The organism is Pseudoalteromonas sp. DSM 26666, from assembly GCF_900116475.1.
Lineage (GTDB): Bacteria > Pseudomonadota > Gammaproteobacteria > Enterobacterales > Alteromonadaceae > Pseudoalteromonas > Pseudoalteromonas tetraodonis.
This window is the reverse complement of the sequence record NZ_FPAR01000001.1, coordinates 30,169-47,077: the sequence shown is the minus strand read 5'-3', so window position 1 is coordinate 47,077 and position 16,909 is coordinate 30,169. Positions and strand designations below refer to the sequence as shown.

The following is a 16,909-nucleotide window of genomic DNA, read 5'->3' as shown; positions in this document are numbered from 1 at the left end:
TCAGCCCTTCTCTTTAATGAAGATTTTATTAATTTCTAACTGTTCCAAATTAAAGCGAGCAAAAAAAAGGCCGACAAATGTCGGCCTTTCCTCTAAATAAACAATTAACCGGTTAACGCTAAACCACCCGATAAGTTATAAACACTGCTATAACCAAGCTCAGTCAAATTTGCTGCCGCAATTTTTGAACGGTTACCACTGCGACACACTAAAATATACTGGTTGTTTTTGTCCAATTGGCCTTGCGTAAGTGCATGAGCCATTCGACTTAAAGGAATATTTAAGGTTTTAGCTATGGGTACGTTTAGCAATGCGCTTAAATTATTAGCGCCGTGTTCATAAGGTTCTCGGGTATCAATTAAATACGCATTGCCCTCTACCAGTATTTCTTTTGCTTGGTTAAAACTTAATTGCGAAGTTTCTACAGCAGGCTTAGCATTAACATAACCACAGAGCGTGTTGGCTTGTGTGTGTTGTTGTAAATCTGCTTGCTGTTTTTGTGCGGCAAATTCAGCGTCATCAATATCACCTTTAATTAGCTTTTGTAACAATGGCGTTTGCTGCTGTTGAACAGCCCAGTTCATTGCAAAGCACTGTTGGTAATCATGCCCTGAACACACCACGCTTTGCGGATTAAGCTCTGCTACTAACATCGTCAAGGAATGTGCCATTTGCATTGCATCCCCGCCATCAAGCGCGGTATTTCCAAGCCCTGCCGGTAAAATTAAATCACCACAAAAACAGTACTGAACATCTCCATTATTCGCTTTTAATAAATAACTCACGCTATCTTGGCTATGCCCGGGTGTGGCTAGCTTTTCGAGTACGTGAGTGGTTAATTGCAATTTGTCGCTATTAGTTGGCCAGCCTAATTTATCAACCTCTCCAGCGACTAAGTATTCTTTAAGTGCGCTGCGCATTAAATCAAGTGCGCAGTGACGTTCTTGATGCTCATGCGTATTTAAAATAGCGGTAATAGTTAAATTTTGCGTAGTTACTATTTTTTCAAAGCGAGGGATCAGTTCAATAATCGGATCGATAATAAATGCATGTTGATCATCTGTTACATACAACCAACTACATGCACCTTGGTGTCTAAATTGGGTAAGCCCTAAAGCACATACTTCTTGCAAAGGAAAACTGCTATCAGAAATCACTAAACAGTTAGCTTGTAATACCGTTTTAAGCGCTCTAATTTGTTCACATGCATCATCTATTTGCGCCATCGTAGCAGCAGGGCCAAATGACAAACGAATAGCGTTTTCACTTTGCCACTGTGAGGCTCCCATCGCATCAAGCACAAAGCTCTGCGTAGCTCCCGTGCTGCATGCAGAGCCACCGCTGACCCTAATACCTGCAGCGTCAAACAAATCAATAACTTCTTTACTAGTTAAATCGTTAACCGCAAAATTAAGCGTTGTGGGCACAGAGCAGGCAAAGTCATGATTAAAGGTAATACTTCCAAAAGTATCAACTAAGGCGCTATGCAGTTTATCCCGATACAAGTTAAGTACATCTATTGATTTAAAAGTCTCGTCTTGTTTATCTAGCAGCAAACTAAACAGCTTATTGAGCCCAGCTATACCAGGCAGGTTTTCTGTACCAGAGCGCATGCCACTTTCTTGGCCGCCACCGGCTATAAAGGGCGTGTATGGGCTGCCTTGACGAATATACAATAAACCTATGCCTTTAGGTGCATAAAGTTTATGCCCTGAAAAAGGCGCATAATCAATCGTTGTTTCACTTAGGTTGAGCTGTTGTTTGCCAAGCGCTTGTACACAATCAACCATCCAAGTGACTTGGCTATTACGACTACGAATCACCTTTTCTATGGCGCTTAGATCTTGGTAAACACCGGTTTCATTATTAACGGCCATCGTGCAAATCATCAAAGCGTTATCAATATGCTGAGCAATAAAGTCTAAATCTAAAATACCATCACGATTAACCGGAATAGCAATAATGTCAGCGTTAATCTCAAGCACTGTATTCCAATGCTTTAGCGTATTAGGCACCGCTTTATGTTCGGTTGCCCCATACAATAAAACGGGGTTTGGCTTTGTATGGTGTTTTGCATTAATGAGCGTCGATACGATGGCGGTTTGAATCCCCTCAGTGGCACCGGAGGTGAATAAAATATCACCTTGCTGCGCGCCAATGACGGTACGGGCTTTTTGCCTAGTTTGTTCTAATAAGTGCTTGGCTTGAATGCCGGTTATATGAGGACTTGAGGGATTACCAAAACAAATTTGCATAGCATGGCACACCACCTCTGCAATACATGGCAATACAGGTGTGGTCGCATTTGCATCGAGATAAACTTGAGCTTTTGGTTCATCTGGCAATAAAAACTCTGACATTAAAAACGCACCTTATTACTAAAAAATATATCTTATTCCCAATAGTACATAGTTTTGACAGGAATGAATAATAATCTTTCGTAATTAAAGTGCGTTTACTATACCTTTTAGTTACCGAGCTCTTGCGCGAGTTCTTCGTGTTTGGATGACCAGGCATTAATAAGTGCTTTGACTAATGATGCTAATGGAATGGCAAAAAACACTCCCCAAAAACCCCATAGCCCACCAAAAAATAGCACCGCAACAATAATAAATACCGGATTTAAATCAACCGCTTCAGAGAACAATAAAGGCACCAATACGTTGCCATCGAGCGCTTGAATAATGCCGTATATAATTAAAACGGTCCAAAATTGAGTTTCTAAACCAAACTGAAACAGCGCTACTGCGGCCACTGGTATAGTTACTAACGCTGCGCCCACAAATGGAATAAGCACCGAAAAGCCTACGAGAACGCCTAAAAGCGCGGCGTACCGTAAGTCCAGTATGGTAAAAGCAATAAACGACACAGAACCAACAATTAAAATTTCAAATACTTTGCCACGAATATAATTCATTATTTGCTGATTCATTTCATGCCACACTTGTAAAATTAAGCGGCGTTGGCGTGGGATCATTTTAGCAATGCTGGCACTGAGCTCTACTTTATCTTTGAGCATAAAAAACACCAGTAGCGGTACCAAAATTAGGTAAATTAACCATGCTACAGCGTCTTTTAATGAATTAAGCGACGCAGACAATACCACTTGGCCAAAGTCGAGTACTTTGGTTTCAACGGTTACTACAATCGACTGCACTTGCTCTGCGCTAATAAGGCTGGGGTATTTATCAGGCAGATCGAGTAAAAACGATTTACCTTGTTCAACCATATGCGGTGTTTCTTGGACTAAGTTACTGCTTTGCTGCCAAAGCACAGGGCCTATAACCAATATTAAAGTGAGCATAATGCCAATAAATATAAGCATTACTATGCTGGTGGCAGTAAAACGCTTAAGGCCAAACCGTTCTAAGTGAACCACAGGCCAATCTAATAAATAAGCTATGATCAGTGCCACTAACACAGGCACAATTAATGGGCCAAAAAAATACAACATGGCAACCAGTGCCAACAATAAAAAAAGTAAAGTGACTGAATCAGGATCAGAAAACTTTTTTTCATACCATGCTTTTACATATTCAAACACGTAACGGCTCCACTAATAACAACCCCTGTTGTTTATTTAACTTGTAATAATACGCTTTTTTTTGCAAATATCGTTCAATATCATCAGTGTTTTGTTCTTGTGAGATATTAAAGGTAATTGCTTGTTTTAACGATATTGCATCACGCAGCCCTAATTTAAACTGAATAAATTGCTGTGGGCATTTATAAGTGCGTAAATTTAGCTCTAGCATACTCGTTTCGCTACCTATTCACATTAATAATAAGTCCTATAACAGGGCCAATTGAGATTAACCGCAGTTAAATTTAACTTTTTCTTAAAACAACCTCTGCAATGGTTTATCCTTATAACATCGTTAGCTATCAGGATACGTTAATGCCTAATTCGCATAATAAAGCGCAATTGCCTAGCAATCCAACTCTCAAAGAAATTAATTGGTTTAAAAAGCAAATTAATTGGGGGGAGCTGCCGCATTTTTATCATTTAGTGGCTTCATCGGTGAGTGAATGTGAAAGTATTTTAGATCACGGATTTGATAATGCCATTAAGCGTATTATCGACAAACGCAATTGGAATTTAGAAGCGCTGGGAATAGACCCCAACGAACTTTATGAAAAAGAAAGCAATAACAAACCACGAATTTCACTGCATCAAGTGTTTACCGAGCGTGGTTTTGAATTACAAGCCTTCCCTTTTTCTAATGATACCGCCATCGATAGGTACGCACGACATGATGAATCAATGGAGTTTAGGTTATGGGATCCATTGACGATGAAAACCGTTATTCGCATTAATCAGTTACATAAATTCATTGGCTTTTACTTAGACCAAGGCGATGAGGCAGATAAAGCGCTTATATTACATTCTCACAAAGTGGTTCATAAAATTATTGCTTTTTTACAAACTCAATTGAACATTGTTAAGGTTGATGGGGTCACAATAAAGGCGTTTTATCAACTATGTGAAAAGGACAGCCGTTTATACACAGATGATCCTTCAAGTGCTAGTGCCCCTGATAAAAAATAAACAAGGAATATAATGCAGCTAAAATCAGCCTTTATCACTTTATGCAGTGCAGCGCTTACGTTTAGCCTACTGATAAGTGAGCCGTTAAAGGCACAAACCAATCTTCAACTGCCTGACTTAGGCACTTCAGCCTTACAAGCATTGCCAATTGAAAAAGAAAAAGCGATTGGTGAAGTGATGATGATGCAGATCAGAGGCTCATCGCCTTTGATTAACGATCCGGTGCTTGATGAATACCTAACAACCTTAGGTAGAAAGTTAGTTGCTAACGCCAATGATGTGCGTTTTGGGTTTTCATTCTTTTGGTTAAATAATCCCGAAATCAATGCGTTTGCATTTTATGGCGGCCATGTTGGTGTACACACCGGATTAATAGCCCAAGCCGATAACGAGAGTCAATTTGCATCGGTTCTTGGCCATGAAATTGCACACGTCACCCAGCGCCACTTAGCAAGGCGCATTCAGCAGCAACAAGATAATAGCGGGCTTACCATTGCCGGCATGATTGCTGGTATTTTAGCGGCGGTTGTAGCCCCTGATGCCGGTATGGCTATAATTTCAGCCAGCCAAACACAATCAGCTTTCAGTCAGCTGACACATAGCCGTTCTGCCGAACAAGAAGCAGACAGAATGGGCATGCAAACCCTTAACAACGCAGGGTTTGATGCCAGAGCATCAAGTGAATTTTTAACTAAACTTGCCGCACAAATTCGTTATAAATATAAACCACCGGCGTTTTTACTCACTCACCCTCTTCCTGAAAGTCGTGTGTCAGATGTTCGCCTTCGCGCCGAGCAATACCCTAAACGCCAGGTAAGCTCGAGCCTTGATTTTGACTTAGCAAAAAGCCGAGTCCTGGCGCGTTACGATAACAAACCCGAAAACGCAGAAGCCTTATTTAGAAAGTTAATGCGCGAAAACACCTATAACAACGTAGCATTACAGTACGGCTTAGCTATTAGTTTGCTTGATCAAAAAAAGACGGATGAAGCACAGCCTATACTTGATAAGTTACTAGCAGACGATCCTAAAAACTTATTTTATATTGATACCAAAACAGATTTACTCATTGCACAAAAAAAAGCCGCAGAGGCTGTTAGTTACTTAAGCGAGCTAAATAATTATCGGCCAAATAACCAAGTGATCACCTTAAATTACGCCAACGCGGCACTAGAGGCTGAGCAATATGAGTTAGCTGAAAATATATTAAAGTCGTTTTTACTGGAAAAACCCGATCACAGTTTAGGCAAACAGCTTTTAACTGACGCCTACAAAAAACAAGAAAAATTGGCGGCCTACCATGAAGCCAATGCCGATGTATTATCTCAGTATGGTGCGTATTTAAAAGCGGCCGATGAAATACAAAAAGCGCTTAATTTTGTAGAGCCAAGTGAAAATGTTAAGCAACAGCGCTTAAAAGCGTTACTCACACAGTATCGGTTATTGCAAAAAGAGCTTGCGAGGCTTTAAGTCTTTAGTGAGTTCACCTAAAATAGCCACAATTTATACTTTGGATGTATTTTTATGTCAGTTACTATTTATCATAATCCGCGTTGTTCAAAATCACGCGAAACCCTTAACCTATTACAAAGTAAAAACATTGAACCGAGTGTTGTTGAATACTTAAAAACACCCCTTTCTCATGAGCAAATTAGTACCTTAGTTTCTCAACTTGGGTTTAATTCGGCACGTGATTTGATGCGCATCAAAGAAGAGCAGTACAAAGCACTTAATTTAAAAGATGAAAACAGCGAGTCAGTGCTTATTGATGCCATGGTCAATCACCCAAAACTAATTGAGCGTCCTATTGTAGTAAATAACAATAAAGCCGCCCTAGGTCGCCCGCCTGAAAACGTATTAAGCGTTCTATAATGAGCACAACCATCGTGGTGCTGTATCACTCAAGCCATGGCTCAGTAGAGGCTATGGCGCATGAGATTGCAGAGTCAATAGAGCAACAAGGCGCAACCGCATTACTGCGTACTTTTGTGGCCAAAAACCCGCATGACATTGTGATCAGTAAAGATGATTTAGTTGCATGCGACGGGCTTGCATTTGGTACGCCGACCCGCTTTGGCATGATGGCCTCACAAGCAAAAACGTTTTGGGAAACCACCAGCGATCTTTGGCTCAAAGGCCAACTTATCGATAAACCTGCCTGTGTGTTTTCATCATCAAGCAGTATGCATGGTGGCAATGAAGCAACCCTACTCAATTTGTCATTGCCTTTGTTACACCATGGGATGATGTTGATGGGCGTACCCTACGATGTACCTGAGTTGCTCGGTACCGAAACAGGAGGAACACCTTATGGCGCCTCTCATGTTGCAGGTAGCAATAACAGCTCAACCCTGAGTAAGGATGAAATTAAAATATGTCAAAGCGTAGGAAAACGCCTGACTCAAGTTGCGAGTAAACTTAAATGATTCAAGCAAACGAGCCTGCTAAAAAACCGATTACCATTAAATTTCAGCGCCTAGCCTTATTTGGTTATATTGGTCTGCTTATTTTAATGCCGTTATGGATGTTTGTATTAGCCCCTAGAGACGGCCACAGTAACACCTTTCTTTTCTTAGTGTATGTATTGCCACTATTACTGCCATTAAAAGGCATATTACAAGATAAAACCTACACCTATGCGTGGGCTAATTTTATTGTTATGTTTTACTTTATTCATGGCTTTACATTGCTGTGGGTCGCACAAGATGAGCTTAAATGGGTATTGCTTGAGTTATTATTTGCCTCATCTATGTTTATTGGCTGTACTTATTATGCGCGCCATAGAGGGCAAGAACTTGGGCTTAAAATTCGCAAGCTTAAAGATGAGCTCGCTGAAGAAAAAGCCGCACACGAGCACGATAAAAACAATCCGTAATAAATACTCAACAATGCAAAAACGCGCTAATTAGCGCGTTTTTTTGTAGCAAAACATTAACTTTTAAACTAACTCGCTTAAAGCTGCCAGCCCCACAATACAGGCTAAACCTAGTTGTGCAACAAGACTAAAAACCGACATCATTCGTATTAAAAACAATCCCCATGGGTGTTTTACATGCGGATACAATGAGCAACGCTTTAAATTCGTTGCAAAGAAAAAACACACCACCGCCGTCATAGTCATAAAAAGAGTAAGCTCACTTTTTATAGTGATGTTTTCATCAAAAAAGAAGAATAACTGTAGCGGTAATAATAAAGCCACAACCGCATGTAGCACATGCACCTTTTTAATTCGCTCTAGCTGCCCCTCTGGCGATAACTCTTTAATACCAAAGTCACGCTCAAGGCACTTAACTAAGTTGCTGGCTTTTATACTAACCGCTAATCGGTAACAACTTAACCCCTCGTTATTTCGCGCTCTAAAGTCATATCCTGCTTTGAGCAGTAAAATCATTAACGATTCGTTTTTACTTATCACCGCGTAATGCAGCGCTGTATTACCTTGGCCGTCTACCGCTTTTTTATCTTGGTACTGCAGGAGTGTTTCTACTACATTTACGTAGCCTTTTTCTGCCGCCCACATAAATGCTGTTTTATCATCTGTATCGGTTAAGGTGCCCGTGGCGCCTTGCTCAATAAAGCGCATTGCCATGGTTTGCTTAGCTTTTTTCTTGTTTAAATGCGCAAGTAAGGCATTTTCTAACAACACAATAGAGTCAACATCAGGAGACACCTGAGTTAATAAAGTAAAGTAATCTTTGCCAGCAGCCACTTTTTCGCTGGTCACCTCTGCTAAGTGGTCAATATCAGCAATCGACTGGGGAATATGCGCACTTAAACGCTCTCTAAAATCGACCTCTTTCCAAATAGCTAAGGTATCTGCAGCTGAGAGCTTTGCACCTTGCTCTAGTGCATGCTCTATCAGGGTAAAAAAGCGTTTACTAAAAAATAAGCTAATTAAAGAAAGTGGTGTTTCAATGTTATTTTGCGCCGACACACTTGCATACTTTTCAAGTCGCTGACACAGCATTAGCACAATATTTTCTATGCTGTAATCATTGGCAAAATAATGCTCTTTCAGTGCAGCAATATACTCTTGTGCGTTTTCATCATATTCAGAAATATGCTGAAAATAACACTCTTCAAATGGCTCTAAGGGGGTTAACCAGGTTAAATAATAAATTGGGGGTAAAACAGTGGTGCATACACCATTATCTTCTTCAGTAGAGCGACAGGCGGGCCAAGCTTCTAAAGCATCTAAAATGAAGGCACCGTTTTGTTCAACCAGCCCTTTGACCAGTAACGGGTATTCCTTTGGCCAAATTAGTACATTTTCCATTAAAACAACACAACTCCAGTGTAGCTCGGGTGAGTAGTCAGTTATAACAGTATTTAGCTGACACCACGCTTAATCAAAGAAGCCAATATTCTACCACAGCTAGGTAGCCAAGCTAGCGTAAACTCATGCAATATAGGCCAAAATACAAAAGCAGCTAACGACATCTGCCATTAGCTGCTTTTAAGGTTGGAGCTGTTAATTGCAAAAGTACTAGCTTTGCTGAAGTTCTGCTGTGACTTGATCTAATCCCACATCAGAAATACGTTGAATGATCTCTTTTTGCTTAGCACTGAGTAACGAAATTCCCTCTGCAACAATATCGTATACCTTCCACTGATTGTTATTACCTAAACGCAATTTAAAGTGCAAATCAATGGTTGGCTTATTCGGTTCAATAATTTGCGTTTTAACCGTAGCAAATTTAGAGTCGCTTGCAGCAGCGTCTTGCTCAAATATTACATCCTGCCCTGTGTACTTCATAAGCGCACCGGCATATGTTCCTGTTAAGTAATGCTCTACAGCATTAATAAACGCAACACCTTGGTCGCGGTTAATACCTTTAATATGCTTACCTAATAATTTAAACGACACAAACTTAACATCAATATGTGGCATTAAACGCTGCTGAACAATTAACGACATGGCTTCTTTGCTGGCATCGCCTTTGGCATTTACCTGTCCAATATCGTTAAATAATGATTCTGCTACAGTTTGCAATAACTGCTTAGGTGATGGCTGCGTTTGTGCATACAAAGCGCTACTGAAAAAAACAGCAATAACCACTAAAAGCTTTATAAGTTTCATAAAAAATGCATAGTTTAAATAATTAATTTAAGCGTAATTTACGCAAATAACAGGCAATAAAAAAGGCATAAATAAGCAACTTATTAATGCCTAATTGGCACCAATTGAATTAATTAAATAAATTCAATTGGTTAAATAAATCAGTTAACAAGCCATATACAAGCGGCTTTTTGTCCTCATTGAAAACACCAATTCACCGCCCTTATTATCCCTTTACTATTTTGACTTAAACCCTAGTTGGCCGTTATGAAAACCTCATACAACAGACTTTTAGTTCTTGTTTTTACCCTGTTTATATTGGCTACCAAAGCCGCTTATGCATCCTCTAACCATGGTTATGCCGTCGATTTATTAAAAGGAGAAGGCAATGTAACAGGGGCAAAGCTTGCGTATCAATATCACCCTCAAGGAATGCAAAACTTTGTCGGCGATGCTCGTTTTTATTTAGAAACCAGCGTTAACGTGTGGCAATACCGCCATGATCAACAATCGCAATCCAACGTAGTCTTAGCTGTGTCACCGGTAGTGCAATTTCCAGCATTTAGTGTGTACAACACCCCCTTTTATGTAGAGGCAGGTATTGGTTTTTCATTACTTGATGAGCGCTATTTTGCCGATAAAAACCTAAGTACTCACTACCAGTTTGAAGACAGAATAGGTCTAGTGGCGGATTTTGGTGAAACCAATGTAGCGCTGCGAATTATTCACTATTCAAACGCCGGATTTAAATCGCCGAACCCAGGCATTAACTTTTTAACGTTATCGGTGGCACAACGGTTTTAATTGCTTATTTACAGTCCTAGAGAGGATTGCGGCTTTTATTTAAAGTGGTCATAATTACCGCTTAATAAAAAATAAGAGCATCGCAATGCAAATTTGGCAAATCGTACTCGTTATCGTGATTGTACTGGCTATTGTTATCGGCAATTTAGTACTGCTGCGTTTAAGTGCAAAAAGCGAGTTTAAACCTTCAGAACCAAGCTCATCTGCGCAAAGCAAAGAAACAAAAAAGCCCTGAATAATCAGGGCTTTTTTTCGTTTAAATGATTGTTCTAGCCAACTAACCAGTGTGCCATTAAGGCAATAACTGGCAAGGTTACTAAAGTTCTGAGAATAAAAATAACAAATAACTCAAAAATATTAACCGGTATTTTACTACCTAATAATAGTGCGCCCACTTCAGACATATAAATAAGTTGCGTTACACTCATTGCCGCAATAATAAAACGTGTTACATCGCTTTCAATTGAGCCTGCGGCTAAAATAGACGGAATAAACATATCTGCAAATCCCACCATAATCGTTTGCGCCGCCATTTCAGCTTCAGGTATTTGTAGTAATTCTAAAAATGGAATAAACGGCATACCTAAATATTGAAATATCGGCGTGTACTCAGCAATAATTAACGCAAATGTACCCACAGCCATTACCACAGGTAATACTGCAAACACCATATCAAATGCGTTGTGTAAGCCCTCTTCAATTGTGCCTTTTAAGCCTGGTGCTTTTTCTGCTTTAGTTAATGCAACATCAAGTGAATGCTTAAATAATGTTTTGCCTTCAGGAACCAATTCAGCGTTTCCATCGGGCTCTTCACCATCAATAAGCACGTCCTTTTTAAAACGCAGTGGCGGTAAACGCGGAACAATTATCGCAGCCACTACACCCGCTAAACACACGGTTAGGTAAAAAGGTGCAAATAAATATTCAAGCTTTACTTGGCCAATAACAACCAAACAAAAGGTAATTGATACAGCAGAGAAAGTGGTACCAATAATCGCAGCTTCACGTTGAGTGTAGTATTTATCTTCATACTGGCGTGCAGTCATCAAAATACCGACACTGCCATCACCTAACCACGAAGCAACACAGTTAACTGCACTGCGCCCTGGTACGCCAAACAATGGACGCATTACTTTAGTAAGTAAGGTACCCACCAGCTCAAGTAAACCAAAATTAAGTAATAACGGCAGTAACAAGCCCGCTAAAATAAACACCGAAAACAACACCGGTAGTAAATCTTTTAATACTAATAAACCGGTATTTTCTGAGGTAATAGCATGCGGCCCAACTTGAAAATAAGTTAAAAGCACAAACGCCATACCAAATAACCGTGTTACTAACCAAATCCAACTCACATTAAACAAATGATTTAATAAGCGAAATTTGGTTAAGCTTTTCGGTTTAAACACACTAAATATCAACGACATAACACCAGTAATACAAATAATTGTCGCTATTAACCCAAGCGCTATCTCACTAAATAAAGCTTGAATTGCTTTTGCCATTACCGCAATAGGAATCGTCATTATTTCGCCAGACGGTACTGGCGTCATAAACAAAAACACACCGATTAATGAAGGAATTAAAAAAACCAACCACACTTTCAAATCATAACTTTTTTGGACTGGTGCTGGGCGTGATGAATCTAACTGAGACATATTTTCAACCTGTAAAAACCACAAAAAGAGCAAACAGCTCTTTTTGTGGGAAGTATTTATAATTATTAAATTTTAATACCGCGCTTAATTAGCGCCGCTTCTAATGCTTGTTGTAACCCATTCATTGTACCTGGTTCAAGCGTTTCGCCTTTGTCATCCATCCACGTTAGACTGGTGCCACCTTGTTTGGTTTTGCTAACCAAAATCTGGTATTGACCTTCATCAATTGGAAGCTCTGTTGGTTCATCGCCCCAAATTGAATCCCACACACTGCTTTCTACTTTCGCATAATCTGCTGTAATTAAACCTGTCTCTTGGTTTACTTCAACAATTGTGAACGACAAACGCTCTAAAAATCCAGAAAAGCGATCGAATACGGTGTCATACGTTTGCTCAGTAACAAGTGCGGCATTGCCTTTGTTATCAAACCCGAGTTCTAACGAGATGATCCCTTGGCGCTTACGCATATCAACTTCAAGCTGACGGTAGCGGTAATCAAACTCACTCACTACTTGGTTAAGTGCACGCACTTCAAGCTGTTGTTTTAATAAATCAGTTAGCGGCTTATCACCTTTAAAATCAATAAGCTCAGCGGTTAACGAGGCTGTGCGTTGGTGTTCTTTTTCTTCAATGGTAAATTTAAAACGCTCTAAATCAACGCTTTCATCATTGCCCCATAACCAGCTTTCTTCAGGCTTTACAATAGCGTACCAATCGGTTACGAGTATTCCTTGCGTTTTATCTTGCTGTGTTGCGTTAATGTTATTATCAGCAAGCACCGCTTGAATCGAATCCCAAATAAACACATCTAAATCTTCAATGCCGTCATTTTTATCAAAATAAATACGCGCTTGTTTATCTGCTTCCTCAACCCAACTGCCTTTAGCAATGGTTAAAACTTGCGCCGGCGGACGATAGTTTGTTGCCTCCGGATTATTATCATATTGACCCACATCCATTTTATAAACAGGATCTTGAGCGGGTTGAGATAACGATGCAGGCGCTTTAACCGGCTCATGGGCGCGGTAATTACGCTCATTATGAGCATCACTTGTAAATACACTACACCCTGACAAACTTACCAATACACTTACTGCTAGTGCTTTTGGGATCCAATACTGCACAGATAATTCTCCTTAGCATACCCTTAATTGTTTTAACAAATATATGAGTGGGTAATGCCGATTTGGTTCAGTGTAAAATCAATATTAACTTTACATTTATAATTTGCTTGCCTAACTGCATTCAGCCTATGAGATAACAAACGGACTAGGCTACAAATAGACACATTTTTGCTATGGTACTTTCACAAGCTTGTAAAAACAAGAAACACTGCACTATTAACCGCCTAAAATTAACCGCTGCTATAGTTTAACGCGGGTTTTGTGTTAAACTTTGCCGCCGTGCAACGCTACGTGTTTATTTTTTTGTTGCCAAGTCGGTTGTTTTCATCCAAGTAACTTAGGTACTTTAAAACCCATGACTGCATTTTCAAATCATCAAATTGTTTTAACCGCAATTGGCGAGGATAGATCGGGCATCGTCAGTGAACTTACGCAACTCGTAAGCGATTGCCACTGTAATATTATAGATAGCCGTATTGCAATTTTAGGCAACGAATTCACCTTTATTATGCTACTTAGCGGTGATATGTCAGCCATTAGCCGCATAGAGCATACATTACCGACCAAAGGCATGGAGCTTGGACTACTCACTATGATGAAGCGTACTTCAAGCCATAATCAAAGCGAGTTTTGTGCAGGCTATACCTTAGAATATACCGGCATAGACACCCCTGGCACATTAAGTAAAGTAACGCGTTTTTTTGCAGATAATAATATTAATATTTGCTCATTAAAGTCAGACACCTACGAAGAAGAAACTGAGCTAAAAATGCGTTGTGAACTTGAATTTAATATTCCCGTTGACGTTGATATTGACCAATTTAAAATTAGTTTTGAAAACCTTTCGCACGTTTTAAACGTAGATTACATCTTTCGACGTATTCGCTAAGGAGTTTAGCATGAACAAAATTACCCCATTACAAAGTGGCGACACAGCACCGGCTTTTAGCTTACAAAACCAAAATGACGAAACCGTCGTGCTCAGCGAGTTATTAAAAGAAAAACAAGTACTGGTGTACTTTTACCCTAAGGCGTCAACGCCTGGCTGTACAGTACAAGCCGAAAACCTGCGTGACCAACAAGCCGAGCTTGCTAAATTTAACACCCATGTTGTTGGCATAAGCCCAGATCCGATTAAGCGTCTTAAAAACTTTGAAACAAAAAAAGAGCTTAACTTTGACCTACTCTCAGATGAAGATCATGCCATTGCTGAGGCATTTGGGGTGTGGGGCTATAAAAAATTTATGGGCAAAGAGTACGACGGTATCCACCGCCTCACTTTCTTAGTAGGCCAAGACGGTAAAATTAAACACTTGTTTGATAAATTCAAAACCAAAGATCACCACCAAGTGGTATTAGATTATTTAGCAGCTGAATAAAGGCTAAAGGCTAAAGGCTAAAGGCTAAAGGCTAAACAAGATAAAATAAAAGCGTTGCTCAAGGGCAACGCTTTTTTGTATTTATCGCTTTAGTACTTTAGCATTCCTGCCGATAGTTAAATTAGTAACAAATAACATTATGGATAATAAACCGTGATACAGCTAAATAAACACTCAGCCTTTGACGTTAAAATTACAGCCGAAAAAACAAATATTGCACAACAAACAAAAGACACAACAAAAAATCAGGACAACATTGATTATCAATTATCAGACAAAGAACGCAATAAACTCTCAGGAAAAGAGGCTGAGCAAAACGCTGAAAAAGCAACAAATTCAGAAATGCCTGAATATATCGCAAAAATGATAGAGCAACTTAAAGAGCTTAAACAGCAGCTTGAACAACAAAAAGAGCTACTCTCTCAATTAAAAACTCAATCCGATCCGGAAGACGAGGTCATACAAGCACAAATTGAAGCACAGGCAAATATCGTTTCATCAACACAATCTCAAGTAGTCGCGCTAGTGCAAATGATTAGCCAAGCCATGAAAGACGCCGGTATTACTGACGCGGGTGCACTTGTTAGTGCCATTGTTTGAATTTTCAGAGCCAAGTATTCAGCGTTATACTAATTTACCTTACAAAGGCGGCTTTATTTTTATCATCGGCTTATTATTTCAATGATAAATATGCCTACCCTAGCGGTTAAACAACCACGTTGTGTTTGCGTTCTCACTCTTCATCTAACAGTGCTTGCTGATAAATTTTATTAAACTGTTCAGCAGGTAAGTCTGCCGCAAAGTGGTAGATAAGCGCTTTATACTCATCGCTTTGAATTAATTTTGAGAGTGTATTATTAAAGTCCTGCATAAATTTTATATTTTCTTCACTGCGCTCACACATTAAATGCCCAACAGTAAACGATGTTTTTAATTTCAAATCAAAGGAGTGAATATCAGCGTCTGTTATATCGTGCCAATACGTGGCTACATCGCTGGGGTATTCAATAGACGCATCAAACTCTTGCAACTTCGCTAATTGTTGTAATCTAGAGAATATATTAGTGGGAGCTAGTTTTATTTTAGTTTTATCTACCTCTTCAAGTAGAGACATAATGTCTTCGGAGAATATTCTGAATTTTGATAACCCCAACCTTAATTCACTTTGTGACACCAACTCGTCTAAATTTTTTATATGTTTAAATTGAGCCAAGCTATTTGGAGAATAAAGTCGCGGTGCGAGATACAAAGAAAACGGCTTTGATATTAAATAGCGGCTTGCTCGTTCTGACGTGTTAATTTTATTGGCAAAACAATGACTAATGCCAAATTGCACCTCCGCATTGGTATCTGGCGCTTTTACAAACTCAATTCTGTAATCTCGCATTTTAGCCAAAATTAACTTATAAAGCTGCGCGTCGAGTGATTTTTCTTCGGTAACTGAGTTCAGTCGTATCAAAGACTCATCGTTACTACTTAATACGATTTTTGTTTTATTTGCGTCAAACTCTGCAAAACGCGTATTTTCATAATCTGATTTATATAATGCCTGCAACCTTCCCGATGATTTTAATTTTGGCATTGTTTGGTCAAATCTTCGCGCCAAGGCTTTCCCTTTTTCATTATTCGAAAAGGCTAAATAAATAGGCCTTGCGGGCACAACCTCTACATAATTAAGCTTTGATTTGTACTCTTTGGGAATGTTGTAGTCAAAATCAACGAAAGCATCTATGCGTTTATTGAGTAGCAGTGCCACTGCGTTTTCAATAGTAGAAGCCGGGTAATAATCGTGTGGGTATTCAATAAACTTATCGAAATTGTAGCCATCGAGCCAGCTTAATACTTTGTTGTTTAAATCAGACAGTTTATTAAACTTATGAGCAGAATCTACAAAATACGCATTAATTGGGTAATCGTAGTCTAAATACCAATTAGGATAATAAGCTAAAGGAATATCCTCTTTAGCAACACCAACAACAATATCATATTGTTTTTTCAAATAAATTGGTAATTCGTTTGTAAGTACTAAAATCAAACTCGAGCTGTTCATCCGCATAAACTTCTTTTAATAATTCAATATAAACGCCTGTTTCATCCGGATTAGTGTAATCAACCCAGTGAGTCACGCCCACTTTTACAGTAGCAAAAGCCGAGTTTATAAAAACATAAGAAAAAACAAACAACAGTAGTAGGTATTTAACCAAGCGCATTCTCCCAATCACTTAGTTTAATATATGCACCACCAGTGCACTTTGCAAACTTAGGTGTTAGTTTGGTACTTTAAAAAGGTTCAAGGTTCAAGGTTCAAGGTTCAAGGTTCAAGGTTCAAGGTTCAA

General features: G+C 39.3%; 19 protein-coding genes. 10 read left to right on the top strand and 9 right to left on the bottom strand.

The genetic code is table 11. The annotated features are described in order from the left end of the window. Positions 1-104 precede the first annotated feature (104 nt). From BM380_RS00265 to BM380_RS00255, 3 genes are all read right to left on the bottom strand, one after another. A complete protein-coding gene (locus BM380_RS00265; RefSeq protein ID WP_090492260.1) occupies positions 105-2,360 on the bottom strand; it encodes an aminotransferase class V-fold PLP-dependent enzyme in 2,256 nt (751 codons plus the stop codon). A 107-nt stretch (positions 2,361-2,467) separates the two neighbouring features. Next, the gene (locus BM380_RS00260; RefSeq protein WP_016900418.1) at positions 2,468-3,544 is read right to left on the bottom strand and encodes an AI-2E family transporter; all 1,077 of its coding nucleotides are present in this window, start codon (positions 3,542-3,544) and stop codon (positions 2,468-2,470) included. Beyond that, positions 3,537-3,755, bottom strand: coding sequence for a hypothetical protein (locus tag BM380_RS00255; RefSeq protein ID WP_033104406.1), 219 nt, complete (start codon positions 3,753-3,755; stop codon positions 3,537-3,539). Before BM380_RS00255 ends, BM380_RS00260 begins: the two co-directional genes overlap by 8 nt. A gap of 143 nt (positions 3,756-3,898) precedes the next feature. Between BM380_RS00255 and BM380_RS00250 the strand changes: the two genes are divergently transcribed. From BM380_RS00250 to BM380_RS00230, 5 genes are read left to right on the top strand one after another with little or no spacing between them, the layout of a single operon-like run. Beyond that, positions 3,899-4,549, top strand: a complete 651-nt coding sequence (locus BM380_RS00250) for a hypothetical protein (protein WP_016900419.1) — start codon at positions 3,899-3,901, stop codon at positions 4,547-4,549. A gap of 12 nt (positions 4,550-4,561) precedes the next feature. Further along, positions 4,562-6,019, top strand: coding sequence for a beta-barrel assembly-enhancing protease (locus BM380_RS00245; RefSeq protein WP_013465253.1), 1,458 nt, complete (start codon positions 4,562-4,564; stop codon positions 6,017-6,019). 54 nt (positions 6,020-6,073) lie between these two features. After that, positions 6,074-6,421, top strand: coding sequence for an arsenate reductase (glutaredoxin) (gene arsC / locus BM380_RS00240; protein WP_013465254.1), 348 nt, complete (start codon positions 6,074-6,076; stop codon positions 6,419-6,421). Further along, on the top strand, positions 6,421-6,975 hold the full coding sequence (gene wrbA / locus BM380_RS00235) for an NAD(P)H:quinone oxidoreductase (RefSeq protein WP_013465255.1): 555 nt from the start codon (positions 6,421-6,423) through the stop codon (positions 6,973-6,975). The genes arsC and wrbA overlap by 1 nt, the downstream gene beginning before the upstream one ends. Then, positions 6,972-7,424 (top strand): DUF2069 domain-containing protein, encoded by a 453-nt coding sequence (locus BM380_RS00230; RefSeq protein ID WP_058154882.1) that lies wholly within the window; start codon positions 6,972-6,974, stop codon positions 7,422-7,424. Before wrbA ends, BM380_RS00230 begins: the two co-directional genes overlap by 4 nt. A gap of 63 nt (positions 7,425-7,487) precedes the next feature. Here BM380_RS00230 and BM380_RS00225 read toward each other — a convergent pair whose 3' ends face one another. Together BM380_RS00225 and BM380_RS00220 are read right to left on the bottom strand one after the other, a co-directional pair. After that, entirely contained in the window at positions 7,488-8,825 is a 1,338-nt protein-coding gene (locus tag BM380_RS00225; RefSeq protein WP_090492258.1) for an ankyrin repeat domain-containing protein, read from the bottom strand. 210 nt (positions 8,826-9,035) lie between these two features. Then, complete coding sequence (locus tag BM380_RS00220; RefSeq protein ID WP_013465258.1) at positions 9,036-9,629, bottom strand: MlaC/ttg2D family ABC transporter substrate-binding protein; 594 nt, start codon at positions 9,627-9,629, stop codon at positions 9,036-9,038. Positions 9,630-9,875: 246 nt separating this feature from the next. Between BM380_RS00220 and BM380_RS00215 the strand changes: the two genes are divergently transcribed. Together BM380_RS00215 and BM380_RS00210 are read left to right on the top strand one after the other, a co-directional pair. Continuing rightward, a complete protein-coding gene (locus tag BM380_RS00215; RefSeq protein WP_090492256.1) occupies positions 9,876-10,412 on the top strand; it encodes an acyloxyacyl hydrolase in 537 nt (178 codons plus the stop codon). Between the two features lie 85 nt (positions 10,413-10,497). Next, entirely contained in the window at positions 10,498-10,647 is a 150-nt protein-coding gene (locus tag BM380_RS00210) for a DUF2897 family protein (RefSeq protein WP_090492255.1), read from the top strand. Between the two features lie 34 nt (positions 10,648-10,681). Here the strand turns inward: BM380_RS00210 and BM380_RS00205 are convergent, their stop codons facing one another. Together BM380_RS00205 and bamC are read right to left on the bottom strand one after the other, a co-directional pair. Next, positions 10,682-12,070, bottom strand: coding sequence for a YjiH family protein (locus tag BM380_RS00205; protein ID WP_024601116.1), 1,389 nt, complete (start codon positions 12,068-12,070; stop codon positions 10,682-10,684). Between the two features lie 65 nt (positions 12,071-12,135). Further along, positions 12,136-13,194, bottom strand: coding sequence for an outer membrane protein assembly factor BamC (bamC, locus tag BM380_RS00200; RefSeq protein ID WP_090492253.1), 1,059 nt, complete (start codon positions 13,192-13,194; stop codon positions 12,136-12,138). A 355-nt stretch (positions 13,195-13,549) separates the two neighbouring features. Between bamC and BM380_RS00190 the strand changes: the two genes are divergently transcribed. The 3 genes from BM380_RS00190 (at position 13,550) to BM380_RS00180 (ending at position 15,173) form a co-directional block, all read left to right on the top strand. Next, the gene (locus tag BM380_RS00190) at positions 13,550-14,083 is read left to right on the top strand and encodes a glycine cleavage system transcriptional repressor (RefSeq protein WP_013465263.1); all 534 of its coding nucleotides are present in this window, start codon (positions 13,550-13,552) and stop codon (positions 14,081-14,083) included. 10 nt (positions 14,084-14,093) lie between these two features. After that, the gene (bcp, locus tag BM380_RS00185) at positions 14,094-14,573 is read left to right on the top strand and encodes a thioredoxin-dependent thiol peroxidase (RefSeq protein WP_024601114.1); all 480 of its coding nucleotides are present in this window, start codon (positions 14,094-14,096) and stop codon (positions 14,571-14,573) included. 153 nt (positions 14,574-14,726) lie between these two features. Further along, positions 14,727-15,173 carry a hypothetical protein gene (locus BM380_RS00180; protein ID WP_090492251.1) on the top strand — a complete coding sequence of 149 codons (447 nt, stop codon included), beginning with the start codon at positions 14,727-14,729 and terminating at the stop codon, positions 15,171-15,173. 133 nt (positions 15,174-15,306) lie between these two features. Here the strand turns inward: BM380_RS00180 and BM380_RS00175 are convergent, their stop codons facing one another. Both BM380_RS00175 and BM380_RS18380 read right to left on the bottom strand, forming a co-directional pair. Then, positions 15,307-16,572 carry a substrate-binding periplasmic protein gene (locus BM380_RS00175; protein WP_254772039.1) on the bottom strand — a complete coding sequence of 422 codons (1,266 nt, stop codon included), beginning with the start codon at positions 16,570-16,572 and terminating at the stop codon, positions 15,307-15,309. After that, complete coding sequence (locus tag BM380_RS18380) at positions 16,556-16,777, bottom strand: hypothetical protein (protein WP_254772038.1); 222 nt, start codon at positions 16,775-16,777, stop codon at positions 16,556-16,558. The genes BM380_RS00175 and BM380_RS18380 overlap by 17 nt, the downstream gene beginning before the upstream one ends. Positions 16,778-16,909 lie beyond the last annotated feature (132 nt).